14 protein-coding genes, 1 pseudogene and 1 riboswitch are annotated in these 16,664 nt (G+C 38.2%); of the genes and pseudogenes, 4 read left to right on the top strand and 11 right to left on the bottom strand.

Annotation, left to right across the window (positions count from 1 at the left end):
• Positions 1–92 precede the first annotated feature (92 nt).
• Together putP and JFU24_RS19505 are read left to right on the top strand one after the other, a co-directional pair.
• The gene (putP, locus tag JFU24_RS19510; RefSeq protein WP_207203213.1) at positions 93–1,559 is read left to right on the top strand and encodes a sodium/proline symporter PutP; all 1,467 of its coding nucleotides are present in this window, start codon (positions 93–95) and stop codon (positions 1,557–1,559) included.
• Between the two features lie 140 nt (positions 1,560–1,699).
• Complete coding sequence (locus tag JFU24_RS19505) at positions 1,700–2,920, top strand: PucR family transcriptional regulator (protein ID WP_201250319.1); 1,221 nt, start codon at positions 1,700–1,702, stop codon at positions 2,918–2,920.
• 399 nt (positions 2,921–3,319) lie between these two features.
• Here JFU24_RS19505 and JFU24_RS31390 read toward each other — a convergent pair whose 3' ends face one another.
• The 6 genes and pseudogenes from JFU24_RS31390 to JFU24_RS19470 form a co-directional block, all read right to left on the bottom strand.
• A complete protein-coding gene (locus JFU24_RS31390) occupies positions 3,320–3,424 on the bottom strand; it encodes a DUF2568 domain-containing protein (protein WP_446728303.1) in 105 nt (34 codons plus the stop codon).
• Between the two features lie 25 nt (positions 3,425–3,449).
• Positions 3,450–4,049 carry a TetR/AcrR family transcriptional regulator gene (locus JFU24_RS19490; RefSeq protein WP_201250317.1) on the bottom strand — a complete coding sequence of 200 codons (600 nt, stop codon included), beginning with the start codon at positions 4,047–4,049 and terminating at the stop codon, positions 3,450–3,452.
• A 19-nt stretch (positions 4,050–4,068) separates the two neighbouring features.
• Positions 4,069–4,779: an MBL fold metallo-hydrolase gene (locus tag JFU24_RS19485; protein WP_201250316.1), complete on the bottom strand. Its 711-nt coding sequence runs from the start codon at positions 4,777–4,779 to the stop codon at positions 4,069–4,071.
• A gap of 315 nt (positions 4,780–5,094) precedes the next feature.
• Positions 5,095–6,747 carry a glycerol-3-phosphate dehydrogenase/oxidase gene (locus tag JFU24_RS19480; RefSeq protein ID WP_056523138.1) on the bottom strand — a complete coding sequence of 551 codons (1,653 nt, stop codon included), beginning with the start codon at positions 6,745–6,747 and terminating at the stop codon, positions 5,095–5,097.
• 405 nt (positions 6,748–7,152) lie between these two features.
• Positions 7,153–7,397 (bottom strand): annotated as a pseudogene (locus JFU24_RS19475) (DUF2164 domain-containing protein).
• Positions 7,398–7,959: 562 nt separating this feature from the next.
• Positions 7,960–8,403 carry a VOC family protein gene (locus JFU24_RS19470; protein WP_201187059.1) on the bottom strand — a complete coding sequence of 148 codons (444 nt, stop codon included), beginning with the start codon at positions 8,401–8,403 and terminating at the stop codon, positions 7,960–7,962.
• Between the two features lie 87 nt (positions 8,404–8,490).
• Here JFU24_RS19470 and JFU24_RS19465 point away from each other — a divergent pair, with 87 nt between their 5' ends.
• Positions 8,491–9,429 (top strand): helix-turn-helix transcriptional regulator, encoded by a 939-nt coding sequence (locus JFU24_RS19465; RefSeq protein ID WP_201222816.1) that lies wholly within the window; start codon positions 8,491–8,493, stop codon positions 9,427–9,429.
• Between the two features lie 161 nt (positions 9,430–9,590).
• Here JFU24_RS19465 and glpK read toward each other — a convergent pair whose 3' ends face one another.
• From glpK to JFU24_RS19445, 4 genes are all read right to left on the bottom strand, one after another.
• On the bottom strand, positions 9,591–11,081 hold the full coding sequence (glpK, locus tag JFU24_RS19460; protein WP_201222814.1) for a glycerol kinase GlpK: 1,491 nt from the start codon (positions 11,079–11,081) through the stop codon (positions 9,591–9,593).
• 23 nt (positions 11,082–11,104) lie between these two features.
• The gene (locus tag JFU24_RS19455; protein WP_053348821.1) at positions 11,105–11,929 is read right to left on the bottom strand and encodes an MIP/aquaporin family protein; all 825 of its coding nucleotides are present in this window, start codon (positions 11,927–11,929) and stop codon (positions 11,105–11,107) included.
• 234 nt (positions 11,930–12,163) lie between these two features.
• Positions 12,164–12,706 carry a glycerol-3-phosphate responsive antiterminator gene (locus JFU24_RS19450; protein WP_053348820.1) on the bottom strand — a complete coding sequence of 181 codons (543 nt, stop codon included), beginning with the start codon at positions 12,704–12,706 and terminating at the stop codon, positions 12,164–12,166.
• A 205-nt stretch (positions 12,707–12,911) separates the two neighbouring features.
• Positions 12,912–13,349 carry a hypothetical protein gene (locus tag JFU24_RS19445; protein WP_201187065.1) on the bottom strand — a complete coding sequence of 146 codons (438 nt, stop codon included), beginning with the start codon at positions 13,347–13,349 and terminating at the stop codon, positions 12,912–12,914.
• Between the two features lie 206 nt (positions 13,350–13,555).
• Positions 13,556–13,656: riboswitch (SAM riboswitch) on the top strand.
• A gap of 84 nt (positions 13,657–13,740) precedes the next feature.
• Here JFU24_RS19445 and JFU24_RS19440 point away from each other — a divergent pair.
• The gene (locus tag JFU24_RS19440; protein ID WP_201250315.1) at positions 13,741–14,844 is read left to right on the top strand and encodes a 5-methyltetrahydropteroyltriglutamate--homocysteine S-methyltransferase; all 1,104 of its coding nucleotides are present in this window, start codon (positions 13,741–13,743) and stop codon (positions 14,842–14,844) included.
• A 99-nt stretch (positions 14,845–14,943) separates the two neighbouring features.
• Here the strand turns inward: JFU24_RS19440 and JFU24_RS19435 are convergent, their stop codons facing one another.
• Positions 14,944–15,981, bottom strand: a complete 1,038-nt coding sequence (locus JFU24_RS19435; RefSeq protein WP_201250314.1) for a PTS transporter subunit IIC — start codon at positions 15,979–15,981, stop codon at positions 14,944–14,946.
• Between the last annotated feature and the right edge of the window lie 683 nt (positions 15,982–16,664).

Raw genomic sequence — 16,664 nt, 5'->3', positions numbered from 1 at the left:
CCAAAAAGAGGTTAAATGGAGGAAGTGACAAATAGGTTGCTTCCTCTTTTAAAACAAAAAATTATATATTTCATCCTGAAGGGAGTCTTCATATGATAGATTACTCATTAATAATTTCCATTAGCATTTATATGGCGGGCATGCTGTTAATCGGATATTTCGCCTACAAAAAAACCTCTAACCTAAATGATTACATGCTGGGCGACCGGGGTCTTGGCCCTGCTGTAACGGCATTAAGCGCCGGTGCTGCAGATATGAGCGGTTGGCTTTTAATGGGGATGCCAGGTGCCATGTTTGCAACAGGACTCAGTTCCATCTGGATTGTAATCGGCCTGACACTAGGTGCCTATGCGAACTGGCTGTATGTTGCACCAAGATTGAGAACGTATACAGAAGTAGCCAATAACTCCATTACGATCCCTGCTTTCCTGGAAAATCGTTTTGGTGAGGGCTCACGGATCTTAAGGCTCATTTCCGCTTTGGTTATCCTGATATTCTTTACCTTTTACGTTTCCTCCGGAATGGTATCTGGCGGAGTCTTATTCCAAAGTACATTTGGCCTAGATTACCATACAGGTCTATGGATCTTAACAGGTGTTGTCGTGGCCTATACTTTATTCGGCGGATTCCTGGCAGTAAGCTGGACAGACTTTGTTCAGGGAATCATCATGGTCGTTGCCTTGGTTCTTGTACCGATCGTTACCCTTTTCCATGTTGGCGGTTTCGGTCCTTCCATAGATACGGCACGTTCCATTGATCCAGCCTTATTGAATATTTTCACAGGGACGAGCTTTTTAGGAATCATCTCATTATTTGCATGGGGACTGGGTTACTTCGGACAGCCGCATATCATTGTCCGCTTTATGGCGATCAGTTCTGTTAAGGAAATCAAGAAAGCCCGTAATATCGGGATGAGCTGGATGATTTTCTCCAGTGTCGGTGCCATGCTGACTGGATTCATCGGTATCACGTATTTTTCTCAGAACGGTCTCAAGTTAGATGATCCTGAAACGATTTTTATAGAGTTAGGGGAAATACTTTTCCACCCACTTATCACTGGTTTCTTGATTTCCGCAATACTGGCAGCCGTCATGAGCACGATTTCTTCGCAGTTGTTGGTTACAGCTAGCTCTTTAACCGAGGATATATACAAAACCTTCTTCCGTCGTTCCGCTTCAGATAAAGAGCTTGTCTTCCTAGGCAGACTTTCCGTACTAATCATATCAATCATCGCGCTTATTCTCTCTTGGGAGAAAAATGACACGATTCTTGGACTTGTAGGGTATGCTTGGGCTGGATTCGGTTCTTCATTCGGTCCATTGGTCTTACTAAGCCTATGCTGGAAACGCATGACAAGATGGGGCGCATTAGCAGGGATGGTCGTTGGTGCCGGGACTGTGATTTTCTGGTCGATGGCAGGATTATCCGATACGCTTTATGAAATGATCCCTGGTTTTGGCGCAAGCTTGATTGCCATTATCGTGGTAAGTCTTCTTACAGCCAAGCCATCAAAAGAAGTAGAAGAGCAATTCGAGGAATTCGAAAGAACATTAAAATAATAATAAATCACCTAAAAGGAACGGTCTATGAAATTTTTTTCATAGACCGTTCCTTCTTTGTGCCCCTATACACATCATCCGTTTAAAAGTATTATTAAACTTAGTTGTCATATACTTCAAAAAATAACAGGGGGCCATATATGTCATTAGAAAAAATCCTGACTCTCACAAACATCAACGATATAACGGATATGGTCAGCACTTATTTAAAAAAACCAGTTGTCATCGAAAATGACCAATTTTTATTGCTGGCATATAGTTCATATTATATCGAGCACTTCGACCAAGCCAATCAGCAAACCATCTTCACTAAGCATTGGCCGATTCCAATCTTGGAGAAATTCATGGATGAGGGCATTGTCGAACAGCTTAAAACGGTGGAGCATCCATTTAGAGTGAAACAAATCGAGGAAATCGGTTTAAATCAAAGAGTTGTTGTAAGCGCTGTCCACAAAGGGCAGGTCTTCGGATTCATTTGGGTCCAAGAGACGGAAGTGATGCCTGATTCCGATTTGGAATTTTTACATGAGGTTTCCCATCATATCGGCAAGCTCCTCTATCAGAAAAAACAGATAAACATGAAAAAAGATGAAGAAAAAAATGAGTTTTACCAAAAGGTCATCGACGAAGTCTATCAAACGGAAAACCAAATAAAATGGGAAGCAGCCAATATGAGTCTTCTTATTCCGGAAACTTTCCTTGTAAATGTCTTTACCATCGCTCAATCCGATGCGGAACATTTCGATGAATTAACGGATACAGTCAGTCTATTCGCAAATGCATTGAATCATTTTTCCCATGTATTCACAAACCAATTGAAGATCATCGTCTTAATTGGTAGCAACGGAAAAGGGAAAGACCTGCTTTCTGATAGCGCCACTGATTTAACGAACACGGTTCTTTCCCAATTCAATGGCCAAAAGGTGTTCTCAGGAATCGGAAATGAGTATTCTTCGATTCTTCAATTAAGAAAATCCTATCTAGAAGCCCTGGAAGTGATCAATGCAGCCAAGTTCATCGGTAAACCTGAACAGCTTCCTTTCCAATATAGCAAACTTGGGATTTTCCGTTACCTCGAAATGATCTCCAATCATCATGGTAAAACGAATTATATCAATATGGATTTACAGATTCTGCAAAAGAAGGATAAGGAAAGCCAAACAAAGCTCCTTCAAACAATGGAAATATTTCTGTTGAATAATTGCCGGATAAAACCGACAGCTGAACAGCTATACATTCATACCAACACGTTAAAATACAGAATGAACCAAATAGCCGATCTCACTTCAATCGATTTTGATGACTTTCATTCACGGATACAGCTATACGTCGACGTACAACTATTAAAGCAGAAAAAATAGGAAATGCTTCTTTGGCTGGCCAGACTTTCAAGCTATCCTTTAAATCAGCTAAGAAATAAGAAACACGGCAAAGGTTCGATCCCGCTATTATTCATACTTTAAAGCCCTTGTGTAGCAAGGGTTTTTTCTTTTTATCCATCACTCCATTTTGATGTCCTGCTGGTCAGGTTTAAACTACACCTTATTGGTCCAAAAGCATCATGAAAATTCTATTTACTATCACGGTAAATCCATAGAGCCAAGCTAATTTAACGTTTTTAAGGGACAAAAGTAATCCTGCTGGAACCAAGAAAATCAATGCTTCCAGTAGCAAATGAAGTTGTGCTGATAGTTGTATGCTGGCCTTAGGGGAACCAAATGCCCCCCCAAAGGATCACTATACCAATTGGGATAACAATGCTAAAAAACTTTCATGATGCTGGTATTTCCTACTTTGAAACCCCAATAACCGTATACAGCAAGTGCAAAAATTTCTAATAAAAACCGAACGGATAAGTTTACCATTTGCAAGACAGCCAAAAAACCCATTTTAACCTTCCACCAGATCATATTTATCTTTATTTATTACTATAGAATGGATTCCCTCAATATAAGTATTTAGCAGTATAGAAAAACTCTTATCGATATCAATCGGCATCCCAAACCCACCCATTTTTTCAATTGAAGTAAATCCATGTAAAATGCTCCTTAATCCTCTCACCAAGTGAATCGCCATTTCTTCCTTCAAATTATAGGCTTGTAGGACTTGGACAACAAGCTCTACAACTGATTGCTGTGCTTGTTGTAACTCCTTGTCTTCAGAATTTGGAAAACGGGTGGTAGCATCATAAAGTCCTGGATGAATTCTAGCAAATTCAACATATGCCTCACTAAGTGCCTTGATTGCATCATCACCGGAGCGTCCCACTGCTGCTTGAAGCATGTATTCATAAAGTTTTTTAACTCCATTTACTGCTAGTTTCTGTTTTAATCCATTTAGGCCGTCTAAATGGTTATATAACGAAGGGGGGCGTATTTGTAATTCTTCAGCCAACTTGCCTAACGAAAGATGATCAAGGCCGTTTTCATCAACTAGTCCTGTAGCTTTTTGTAAAATGATAGACAAATCTAACCTTATACGTTGAGACATCAATTTTCACCTCCTATTTTCATGATTGAAGTTTTAATTCTGCTTCAACTATTGCTCTGTCAATAGAATTCCCAGGGTGTTCTAGCATCTTCCCATGACCAACAGCAAGTAAACTCGGTTTATAACTTCTTAATTTCTTTGCACTTTCAACAGCGATAAGTTTATTCCATGTGGCAAAGGCCGGGAACGGAAATAAAGGTTTAATCATTCCAGACACCGCAGTTCCACCTCTAGTTTGTAAGGCATCCCCCACAATTAAACTATGATTCCGGGTGTCAAGAAGAGATATAGAACCAGGGGTATGTCCTGGTGAAAAAATAACTTCCAATGAACCAATACGGTCGCCCTCTTTGAGTAATAAGTCTGGTTGAGTTTGAATATTTTTAGGGACTCCTCCGCGGATTGGAGAGTTTGTTTCATTTTGTAGGAGGGTAGAATCACCAGCCAGTAATAACGCATCCCTAAAAGAAATACTCACTTGTAAATCAGGGATTAACGCTTTAATCCCGTCTAGTGCACCAACATGATCATCATGTGCGTGGGTAACTATTAATCTTGTTATCGGTTTTCCAATAATCCGAGCCGCATTTATTATACTTGCTGTACTGTAGGGTAAGGCTGCATCTATTAGTGTAAGACTATTCTCTTCTTCTACAAAATAACAGTTCACAGGAAATACACTTGGCATAAAAGATAGTTGATATACTGTACCAACCTTAGTCATTCTCATCTTTAATCAAACTCCCCCCAAAACTAATATAATTAATATTATAACTAATATGATTAGTTTTTCAATAATATTCCATGTTTAAAGATTTAAAAGTTAATCGCCAAGTCAATTTCTGCACGTAAGTAGTTCTTTATAAGTTTGTTGAATCTATGAAGGCGTGATTGTTCTATTTGCAAGCATTCTATCATTGAATATGTAAAAGATGAGCCGCATTGCCACTCATCTTTTACTCACACATCTTTAATTCAAATAAAATCATGGAAAATAAGATAAACGCCAGCAAAGCCGCTGGCGTCTAATCGTTTCAGGTATAAGTTAAGATACTTTAATAGCACCATGTATTTCTTGTTCCAATTGGTTTGTTCTTTCCGTTTTTGTTGATTCCGTCCAGCCAAAATATTCAGCCATATATTTAATTACTGCACTTTTATGTGTTTGGACTAAATCGATATCAAATAATAGGGTGCCGGTTCTGCGGAAGAAGAAATCAACCGGAGTTGCGGCCATTTCATGATCTAATGCGTATTGCAACTGTACGAACAACTTCTGTGGGAGGCCAGTGCGAGTTTCCACGTCCCCTTCACTTTTTGCGATATTGAACAAAACAGCCGCGTTTGATCCGTACATAGCCAATAATTCTTTGGAATCCTTAGCAGTGAGTCCTGAGTCAACCCCTATTTGAATATGTGTCTGGATATAATCAGAGAAATTGATTGATCCTCCGACATCCCCTCCAGAAATCGGCATTTTTTTGGTACTGCTATTAGGGTAAGATCTATTTGTTTGCTGAGAAAGCTTCCCGGCTACGAGGTCGACTGTAGTTTTTGCCATTTTGCGATATCCCGTTAATTTTCCTCCGGCAATTGTGATAAGACCAGAATCGGACTCCCATATTTCATCTTTTCTTGAAATTTCAGAAGGGTCTTTGCCTTCTTCAAGAATTAACGGTCTAACTCCAGCCCAGCTTGATTCGATATCCTCATCCGAAACTTTCACTTCTGGAAACATATAACCAATCGCCTTTAATAAATAGGCACGATCTTCCGATGTAACGGTAGGGACAGCAGGATCGCCATTATAAAAGGTGTCTGTAGTTCCGACGTAGGCCTTACCAGCTCGCGGTATGGCAAAAATCATCCGGCCATCGGGCGTATCAAAGTAAATCGCCTGCTTCAAAGGAAATTTCGATTGGTCAATTACGACATGAACACCCTTTGATAACTTCAGCGTTTTCCCTTTTTTCGATTGGTCTTTTTCACGGATCGAATCAACCCATGGACCTGCGGCATTGATAACTTTGTCTGCATATATTTCATACTGATTGCCTGATAGTATATCATTGACCTGGACGCCTATTACCTTGCCATTTTCATACAACAGTTTTTCTACTTTTGTATAATTTATCGGTGTCGCGCCTTTATCCACAGCCGCCTTCATCACTTCAATCGTCAGGCGTGCATCATCTGTACGGTATTCAACATAATGGCCTCCGCCTTTAAGTCCTTCTTTCTTTACAAGGGGCTCCATTTTCAGTGTTTCACTAACCGATAGCATTTTCCTTCGTTCACTTTTTTTGACGCCTGCTAGAAAATCATAGACTCGGAGTCCGATGGATGTACTGAATTTTCCAAATGTGCCACCTTTATGCATTGGGAGCAGCATTCTTTCCGGTGTAGTCACATGTGGCCCATTTTCATAAACGATCTCTCTCTCTTTTCCAACCTCAGCAACCATTTTTATTTCAAATTGCTTTAGGTACCGCAAACCACCATGGACAAGCTTTGTTGAACGGCTTGATGTTCCTGCAGCAAAGTCCTGCATTTCCACCAATGCCACTTTCATTCCTCGAGTCGTTGCATCCAGGGAAATCCCTGCACCTGTAATTCCTCCGCCAATGACTAACACATCAAATTTTTCTTTTTTCAGAAGCTCAATTGTTTCTTCTCGATATATATTTGAAAACCTCATGCCTAACTCCTCCTTTGAGTGATACCTGCTTTTGTCGAGTAGTTGTTGGTTCTTGTATTTAAATAAGTTAATTTGTTCTCATAGTTTTCCATTCATATAGATATTAATTACCCTAATCTGCCAATAAAAACAAAAAAAGAGACCATAAATGCACATTATCGAATTCTCGATAACGCATTCATGGTCTCTCCTGTTCTCCGGCCGATTTATTAACTTGATTTTAGTATATCATACTCTAACTCATATTAGAAAGACTTCGCTTTGTTTTTATTTAACAGTTCAACCAAAGGGGCAGATTAGCTGAAGTAAAAACAAGGAAAGATGATTCCTATCTTATGCCGTATAAGACATATTATGTGCAACAATAAGAGTGAATTATTATCAAATTCACTCTTGAAAAATTATTTATCTTTTTATCGGACGTTCTAGAGTTAATATTTCATCTTCAAGTGAAGAAAATTGCTGTTCCACTACATGTTTAACATCTAAGACAGCAGCGTTATAGAAATGAGGAGCAAGTGACTCCCTAACGAAATCTAATACTCTTTCTGCAGCAAATTCAGTTATTTCTTCATCTCTTTCTTGTGAAAAAAGTATTGAATGTCAGAAATCATTAATTGCTGTTGGTCTTTTGTAAGTTTTATAAACAAGTAAAACACTCCCTAATAAAATATATTACAGCTAACTATACATGTGAAATTCAGTAAATCACAGGCTATATTTTCATAAAATATTATGTACAAGTAAGAGTGGTAAAAACCCTTTATTATGGGTAGTTGAAACTAGATTTAATGCAGATGAGCATACCTCGACATTGTTTGGTTTAGGTTTTCTCGAATTAATTCTTTTATCATACCCGTATATCTTTATTGGATTATCAGTTTTACAGGAACAAAAGAAGAGCGAATTTAAACGTGATTCTAGTTAATAAAAACAAAATTTAAGGGGCGGTAGTTAGTTGAAGAAGATGAATACTTATAATAAAGTCATTTAATTTTATAGCCATCAATCAAGAAAACCGATACTACTGATGTAGAATCGGTTTTCTAAGTTCGTTAATTTAGTTGGAAAGTGGGTACTACAGAGTAAAAACTTTAACTATAAAGTTGTTTAATCATTCTTTCACTAACGCCCCAAACTGTTAAATAATCCTATAAATTACTGAAATTTAATACAAACGTCATATACTGTACATGTAATAAATCACCTAAATTAAAAATCATGCACGGTTACACAAAGTTGGATAATTACTCCAAACGGATCTCGTACAATGGCATATCCTGGACTAAACGCATTGGGTTCATATGGTACTAAAATGGCCACCTGTTCATGTTGAATAAGCGAGTCATAGAGATGTTTAATTACAATCTTATCTTGAGACTGAATACATAAAGATGAACTATTACCTAATTGCCAAGGTTGTGTATTGTCCATTTCTTTCTCTGCAAGCATAAGCTTATTCGCACCGATTTGCAAAACAGAATGTGTAATATACTCATCTTGACCTTCTCCATAAATAAAATTAGGATTCATTTCCTTCATCTCTTTATAATTTTTCTTAAAAAGAACGGTCGCCCCTAAATATTCCTTATAAAACTCAATAGCAGCTGCACCTTTACCATTCATCGATAGAAAGGGAATTACTTCAAAATTCATTTTATTGCCTCCTCAACAATTATTTATTACACTTACAAGTATATAAAATAAAGGTGACAAAAAACGGCACCATTAAGGGGTCATTTTATGAAAAAATCAGAACGCTTAAATCAAATGCTGCGTTTTATCAATCAAAAACAACAGTTTACGCTCCAAGATTTAATGCAAGAATTTCATATTTCTAAAAGAACTGCATTACGAGACATTTCTTCACTAGAGGAAATTGGCGCACCAATTTATGCAGAATATGGTCGGTATGGAGGTTATCATTTACTTAATCAAATGACACTACCCCCCATTTCTTTTAACAGTCAAGAAATTTATGCGCTTTATTTTGCAATGCAGGCACTACGCAGCTTTTCAAATCTACCTTTTCAAGTATCGCTTCATTCTATTCATGAGAAATTTATAAACGCGTTAGCAGAAAAACAACGTCAGCATATAGAGAGAATTCAAGATCGGGTAACCTTTCGACACACGGAGCAAATCAAAGAAAGCGCACATTTAGAAACTTTATTACTTGCAGCCATTAAAAATGAAGTATTAAAAATCAGTTATCAAACAATGCATCAAAAAAGCACTCGTAGCATTCAGCCAATCGCTATTTATGCAATGAAAGGCTATTGGTACTGCCAGGCTTATGATGTAACTAAAAAAGCTTATCGAGTATTCCGGTGTGATCGTATTACAACAGTGGAAATAACGAACATCGAACCATTAATTGACTTAAAGGAGATTAATGTTCACAATGCACATTCACTCTGGAAACCATCTGAAAAGGCAATTCAATTCAAGTGTCTAATAAATCAAGAAGGGGTTGAGCATTTTCAACAGCAACATTTCCCATCTATGAAGTTAATCACCGAGAGTGAAAGTACCTATATTGTTGGTTCGTATGAGCCAAATGAGCTTGAGTTTATAGTTAACTATATTGCTAGCTTTGGTAAGTCCATAAAAATAGTAGAACCTAATATATTAAGAGAACTTTTAAGAAAGTATTATATAGATTTACTAGATAATTTATAGAAGGCTAGTTTGTAAATTATTTCGTCTTATTTAAAGACTTTATTATGGTAATCTGCCCACATATTTAAAGCATTTTATTACTTTATTGTAAATTTAACAACAAAAAGACCACTATATAAGTGGCCTTCTTTATTTGTTAAATTTAGTGTTTATCAGAACCTTTATTTAAAAGCCATTGCTGCTTGAACAGCTTTTTTCCATCCGTCATATAATTTTTCACTTTCTTGCTCATCCATGGATGGTTTAAAGGTTTTGTCTATTGCCCACTGCTGAGCGATTTCCTCTTGGTCCTTCCAATAGCCAACAGCTAGTCCAGCCAAATACGCTGCACCAAGTGCTGTCGTTTCGTTTATAGTCGGCCTTTCAACAGGGACACGTAGTAGATCGCTTTGGAATTGCATTAAGAAGTCGTTCTTAACTGCACCGCCATCCACTCTCAATGTCTTCAGCTCAATACCTGAATCTGCCTCCATTGCATCGAGTACATCCTTCGTTTGATATGCAAGCGATTCAAGGGTAGCACGGACAAAATGCTCTTTAGATGTTCCACGAGTTAAGCCAAAAACCGCACCTCGGACATCGCTGTCCCAATACGGAGTCCCAAGCCCCACAAATGCAGGAACAACATAAACTCCATCAGTACTTTCTACACGTTTTGCATAGGCTTCACTGTCCTCGGCATTTTTTAGCATCCGTAAGCCATCACGCAGCCATTGAATCGCTGATCCTGCTACAAATATGCTGCCTTCTAATGCATATTCAACCTTGCCATTCAATCCCCAAGCAAGAGTTGTCAATAACCCGTGCTCGGAACTGACAGCCTTTTCACCCGTATTCATAAGCATGAAACAACCTGTTCCATACGTATTTTTAGCCATTCCTTCATTAAAACAAGCTTGGCCAAATAATGCTGCCTGTTGGTCACCTGCTGCTCCTGCAATTGGAATCGACTGGCCGAAGAAGTGATATTCGATCGTTTGGGCATACACTTCGGAAGAAGGTCTAACCTCTGGTAGCATTGATTTTGGAACAGTCAATATCTCCAGAAGCTCCTCGTCCCATTTCAGCTCATGAATATTATACATTAATGTCCGAGAAGCATTAGAATAGTCTGTTACATGGGCCTTGCCTCCTGATAGCTTCCAAATCAGCCAGGTATCAATGGTTCCGAATAACAACTTGCCTTCATCTGCTTTTTGGCGAGCTCCTTCCACATTATCGAGGATCCACTTCACTTTTGTACCGGAAAAATAGGCGTCTATTAACAATCCTGTTTTTTCTCGGAACAGATCATTAAGACCTCTTCCTTTCAATTCATCACAAATTTCGCTAGTTTGTCTGGACTGCCATACTATCGCATTATACACAGGGGTTCCTGTTTCTTTATCCCAAACGACTGTCGTTTCACGCTGATTAGTGATTCCAATACCAGCAATTTGCTCAGGCTTTACACTAGATTCCGATAGTACACCAGCAATCACTGCTAAAATTGATCCCCAAATCTCATTGGCGTTATGCTCTACCCAGCCTGGCTTAGGGAAATGCTGTGTGAATTCCTTTTGGGCCGAGTGGACGATCTCGCCCTTTTCGTTAAACAAAATCGCCCGTGAACTAGTTGTTCCTTGATCCAATGATAAGATATATTTTTCCATAATGTGTTTCCCCCCTTTTTAATTTAACTAGCAATGTTGCTAGTTTCTAACTCACGCGACTGCTTTTTTCCAAAAGTATATGCTAATACCAATATTATTAGGCTTGCTCCTAAAACAGTCCAAAAGACTGTCGTCAATTCACCTAAAAAGACTGCTTTATAGAAGACAGCTCCAAGTGCTCCACCGACAATCGGGCCAACAACCGGAATCCAAGCATAGCCCCAATTCGAATTTCCCTTACCTGGTATTGGCAGCAGGAAGTGAGCAATACGAGGTCCAAGATCACGTGCAGGGTTTATGGCATAGCCTGTTGTTCCTCCGAGCGACATCCCGATAACAACAATCAATAAACCGACAGCAAATGGGTTCAGACCTTCTGTAAACTTGCCGGCACCAATAAATAATAAGCCAAGAACAAGGATGAATGTACCAATCATTTCACTTAATAGATTTGAAAAAGTATGTGGGATAGCTGGTGAGGTTGCAAACACTCCAAGCTTTGTACCTGGATCCTCCGTAGCTTTCCAGTGAGGCAAATAATGCAGGAATACAAGTGTCGCACCTATAATTGCCCCTATCATTTGTGCCACGATGTACCCTGGCACATCAGCCCAAGGAAAATCTCCATTGATAGCTAATGCTACTGTAACAGCCGGGTTTAAATGTGCTCCGCTTATGGAACCCACTGCAAAGACACCCATTGTAACAGCCAGTCCCCATGCAATCGTGATGACAATCCAGCCTGCATCTTTGGCATAAGATCCCTTTAAGGAAGATCCTGCCCCAATACCTGCACCAAATAAAATTAAAATCATCGTGCCTACTACTTCTCCCCAAAATGGAGTCATACATAACCCCTCCTCTTATAGAATGATGCCTTACCAACAAATAAAAGGAGATTCACAGCAGAACTTTCCTCAAAAAATGAGTATGTCTGGTGTGAATCTCCTAATCTCCGTCACATGTATTAACTTGTAATGTAAATATACTAGGTAGTGAAAACGCTGTCAATTAATTTATATAAAAACAAATGATTTTTTCTGTATTTTTTTTCCTCTATCACACTTCAACTCCTATCTGAATTAAAACATCTCCCATAATTCAGTTTTTGAAGTCGTGATTGACGAAGCTCCTGCCTCAAGGGCATTCAGGACTTCATCTGAAGAACGTATGAGCCCTCCAGCAAAGATAGGAGTTTGTAAGCGTTCCTTTACCTCTTTAATCATCCAAGGCATTGCGCCAGGCAAAACTTCGATATAATCAGGCTTTGTTTTCTGTACCAGCTTATAACTTTTCTCTAACGCATGTGAGTCAATTAAAAAGATTCGTTGAATGGCAATAACACCCTTTTGCTTCGCTTTCAAAATCACGCTGGATTTTGTTGAAATCAGGCCATATGGGCAATACTCCTGACAAATAAATTCTGTAGCGTATTCATCACTTTTAATACCATGAATTAAATCGACATGATAAATCATTTTCTTATTATGCTGCTTTGCCATTAAGCTTACATTTTTCAATTGTGATATATGCAAATCAAGAAACACACCTATTTCATAGGAACTTTCTAGAAATCTTTCGAAATCCTTCATGCTTGCCGAAGCAGGCAAAATTTTCTGGTCCATTCATTTTCCCCCTTATCTACCGGAAAAACTCAAAACTTTTAGTTATTTAGTATATTTTAAAGAACTTGATTTATCAAACACAATATTTCTTATTGAAGAATCGTCCTTTACCATATCCTTACACTAACATACCTGGTATCCCCTTTAAAATAGTACAGGTAAGAATGCTATCATTTCCTTAATTGCTTACCCTTTCTTCAATTCATCATAATGAAAGTTTAATTTTTAATGCACCTTCCACCAACTCATACGATTTAATAGTGCCCACGGGTATTCTTTTCACGATGTTCCAAGCATTAAAATTCATTTTGATCATTCTATTTTCAAATTCAAAAAATGGCGGTCTGTTAAATATCTTTTGGTTAATAAAATTCCTATCAATAGGCTTCATTTCTACTAATTCAAATGAAATCGTTCTTTTTTCCACGTGAATCGGTTTTAATGTAATACGGAAAGGCACGTTTTTCTTAAACATCATTTTTTTCACTTCCGTCGTTCCGAAAAGCACTATATGTACTGGCGTAATCTCGACTTTAACATCCTGCTCACCTGATTTCATCTTTATAATTCGCTCTAGCATAGACGCAGTTAACGTTATCGGTAAACCATTCCCGGAAATATTAGATGGATTGAACGTATTCATCGTGGTTTTCCCCCTCCAACTTAACTTACAGGTAACTTCATTCCATATGGAACGTCAGTTATAGCATATGCTGTCTTCACGAATGTAGTTAACCCTTCATAACATGCAAGGTCCTGGTGAATAATCGGCATATTCTAAATTTTACACCTTTCACCCTTGACCTTTATTAAAACTATCTGTATAGTCATACTTAATTTAATAGACAACTCTTATCAAGAGAGGTGGAGGGACTGGCCCTTTGATACCTCAGCAACAGACTTTAATGTACTGTGCTAATTCCAGAAGTGTAAAAACTTGAAGATAAGAAGAGTAAATTGCTTAGTAGCCAACACCTCTTCTTTTTTTAAAAGAAGAGGTTTTTTATTTTATAAAAAGAAAGAAGGAATGAAACATGTCAATCACTATAACAAAGGCACCATTTAGAGCAGATCACGTCGGGAGTTTATTAAGACCGGATAATTTACATGATGCTAGAAAGCAATTTAAAGACGGCACAATTACTGCAGAGCAACTTCACGAAGTTGAAACGGAAGAAATCAAGCGGATTGTTGATAAGCAAATTGAAGTTGGATTAGAGGTAGTAACGGACGGTGAGTTTAGACGCACATGGTGGCACTTTGACTTCCTAGAGCATTTAAATGGAATCGATGGGTATGTAACTGAAAAAGGTCTCACATTCGATGGCGTGGAAACAGAGAGATACAATATTCGCAATACTGGGAAGGTTTCATTCAATCCTGAACATCCCTTCATTCATGACTTTATTGAATTGAACAAAATCGTTGCCGGACGTGCTGTTACGAAACAAACCATTCCTAGTCCCAATCAATTATTTGCTGTGGGTGTTTATAATGAAGACATCTACCCTGATATCGAAGACTATGCAAATGACATCATTAAAGCGTATCAATATGCTTTAAAGGCCTTTTATGAAGCTGGTGTACGTTACTTACAATTGGATGATGTTTATATTGCTAGACTTTCCTCTCCAGAATTTCAGTTCAAAGATGGAAAATACTCTAGAGAACAATTAATTGATTTAGCATTGCGCGTAATTAATGGAGCTTTGGAGGGAAAACCAGAGGATTTGGTCGTCACGACACACTTATGTCGCGGGAACTATCAATCAACGTGGGCGTTTGAAGGAAGCTATGCACGTATCGCACCAACATTATTGGCAAAAGAAAAAGTAAATGGATTCTTCCTGGAATATGACGATAACCGTTCAGGAGATTTCAAACCGTTAGAATACATTCCAAATGGCGGAGCACGAGTTGTTCTAGGAGTCGTCACTTCAAAAAATGGAGAAATCGAAGACAAAGAAGCAGTTATAGCTCGTATTAAAGAAGCTTCACAATTCGTGCCACTCGAACAATTATGCTTAAGTCCACAATGCGGATTCGCTTCCACCCATCATGGCAATAAGCTAACGGAAGAACAACAATGGGAAAAGTTGAAATTTATTGTTGATGTAGCGAAAGAAGTTTGGGGATAAAGAAATATTATAGAAAGAGCAACGCATTCAAATAAAGCGTTGCTCTTTCTATATTGTCTATATATCAGCATCCTCTATTTCATGAGGAAGTTTGAGTTATTAATCAAAATGCAATTTATAATCCTCTGCTTTAATCAGTTTTAATTTTTTTGAGAATATATAGATAAGACCTAGGTTCAATGCAATCGGAAGAATGAAGAAAGTGCTTAGCATGATTGCTACATTCTCAACGACCCATCCACCTTCAGCCAGTTTCATATAATTTAATGGACCAACTAGACCTGATAAACCGAACCCAGCACTATAGGGTGTGCCTTGAATATTTAACAGACCGGCCAAAGCACCAAGAATCGCAGCTGTGATCAACATCGGAAAAGCGATCTTCGGTTTCATGAAGAAGTTTCTCATTTGAATTTTTGGTGAGCCTAATACATGTGCTAATGCCGTTCCAAGGGAGTTTGCTTTATAACTTGCAATGGCCAGACCAACGCCTGCTGCAACAATGCCTAGATTAGCCGCACCAGAGCCGATACCTGAAAGCATGATCACAGTGGCTACCCCTACTGTTGAAATAGGCGACAAAATTATGAGACAGAACACAACAGAAATAATAGCTCCCATTATAATTGGTTGTAATGATGTCACATTTGAAATAGCGACTCCCAGTAAACCAGTGGAAGATTTCACAAATGGTAGAATTAAATACCCAATCATCCCTGGCACTAATATGCTTAAAGTCGGCATCAATAAAATGGAATATGCTTTTAATCGGTCACCAATTAATTGAACAAATAACACAGTCAGTGCGGCTGTAATTCCTGTATTAATAACGATTCCAATACCATTTAGGGCAAATAAACCATCAGCCGTTTTTTGAATAGCACCACTACCGACCATTGCCGCGATCCCAACACTTGCTGTTTGTATAGATGTTAGCTTAAATGTAATCCCTACCATCACACCAATCATAACAGGTAACAAACTCATCACAAAAACTGTAATATCGAATATATGTTGTAATACTGGAAAATGAGGAATCAATAACTTAAGTACTTCCCCTAACAAAGCATTTGGAATTAAGGAAACAACAATCCCTATACTCATTCCAGTTAGTAATTTACTGAAAAAATCTTTCATCCTACTAATCTCCTATCCCGTCTCTATAATGTAGAATATTATAAGGAATATTCTGATAATAGTCAAAGGATTTTTTTAGCACTTTACCGCGAAAGCGCGAAAAAGTTTATGAGGTTCTCCTACGTCTTTACCCTATTCTATTTCATCCAAGCACAAAAAAAGAACGAGCATCAAGAACGTCCCTTTTTACTTGCAACTATCATCATCATCCATTTTCTTCACCAATATATCATCAGTCACCCTATCTTCCAACTTGTTCCTCAAGGCCAATTCTGCAGCCTTCCCATCACTAGGCGACCCGTCCGAGAAATACATTGGAAACAAGGAGAAAAACATAATATAGAAGGAAAAATATATGAATTGGTACCATATTACTGAGCTTTCCAAGATATTCTGATACACTAAGCTATATATGATTAGCATACTGACTAAATTAAAGATAGAGCCCCCTAAATAAATCAGCATATTCGTCAATCGATTATCATGTTTCAATCCCCTAAACTCGCATGTCCCATTCCTAAAATAATATTTCCTCACCTCTATGTTACAAAAGGAGAAAAGTTTATTCCCACATCCGATCAAGATTCTCTTTTCTGATCCTCCGAAGATCGTAACAAAGAAGATATGCCCGCTCAAATGTATCAGTGTAACGATTGGCATAATCAGAAAAAAAGAAAATAGAA

This window comes from Peribacillus sp. TH27, assembly GCF_016650915.1.
GTDB classification, from domain to species: Bacteria; Bacillota; Bacilli; order Bacillales; family DSM-1321; genus Peribacillus; species Peribacillus butanolivorans.
The sequence above is the reverse complement of the archived record's forward strand: the minus strand, read 5'-3'. Positions and strand labels throughout refer to the sequence as shown.

Coding starts and splice junctions, on each gene's coding strand:
- putP (WP_207203213.1), top strand. CDS start 93: ATGATAGATTACTCATTAATAATTTCCATTAGCATTTATATGGCGGGC.
- JFU24_RS19505 (WP_201250319.1), top strand. CDS start 1,700: ATGTCATTAGAAAAAATCCTGACTCTCACAAACATCAACGATATAACG.
- JFU24_RS31390 (WP_446728303.1), bottom strand. CDS start 3,424: ATGGTAAACTTATCCGTTCGGTTTTTATTAGAAATTTTTGCACTTGCT.
- JFU24_RS19490 (WP_201250317.1), bottom strand. CDS start 4,049: ATGTCTCAACGTATAAGGTTAGATTTGTCTATCATTTTACAAAAAGCT.
- JFU24_RS19485 (WP_201250316.1), bottom strand. CDS start 4,779: ATGAGAATGACTAAGGTTGGTACAGTATATCAACTATCTTTTATGCCA.
- JFU24_RS19480 (WP_056523138.1), bottom strand. CDS start 6,747: ATGAGGTTTTCAAATATATATCGAGAAGAAACAATTGAGCTTCTGAAA.
- JFU24_RS19470 (WP_201187059.1), bottom strand. CDS start 8,403: ATGAATTTTGAAGTAATTCCCTTTCTATCGATGAATGGTAAAGGTGCA.
- JFU24_RS19465 (WP_201222816.1), top strand. CDS start 8,491: ATGAAAAAATCAGAACGCTTAAATCAAATGCTGCGTTTTATCAATCAA.
- glpK (WP_201222814.1), bottom strand. CDS start 11,081: ATGGAAAAATATATCTTATCATTGGATCAAGGAACAACTAGTTCACGG.
- JFU24_RS19455 (WP_053348821.1), bottom strand. CDS start 11,929: ATGACTCCATTTTGGGGAGAAGTAGTAGGCACGATGATTTTAATTTTA.
- JFU24_RS19450 (WP_053348820.1), bottom strand. CDS start 12,706: ATGGACCAGAAAATTTTGCCTGCTTCGGCAAGCATGAAGGATTTCGAA.
- JFU24_RS19445 (WP_201187065.1), bottom strand. CDS start 13,349: ATGAATACGTTCAATCCATCTAATATTTCCGGGAATGGTTTACCGATA.
- JFU24_RS19440 (WP_201250315.1), top strand. CDS start 13,741: ATGTCAATCACTATAACAAAGGCACCATTTAGAGCAGATCACGTCGGG.
- JFU24_RS19435 (WP_201250314.1), bottom strand. CDS start 15,981: ATGAAAGATTTTTTCAGTAAATTACTAACTGGAATGAGTATAGGGATT.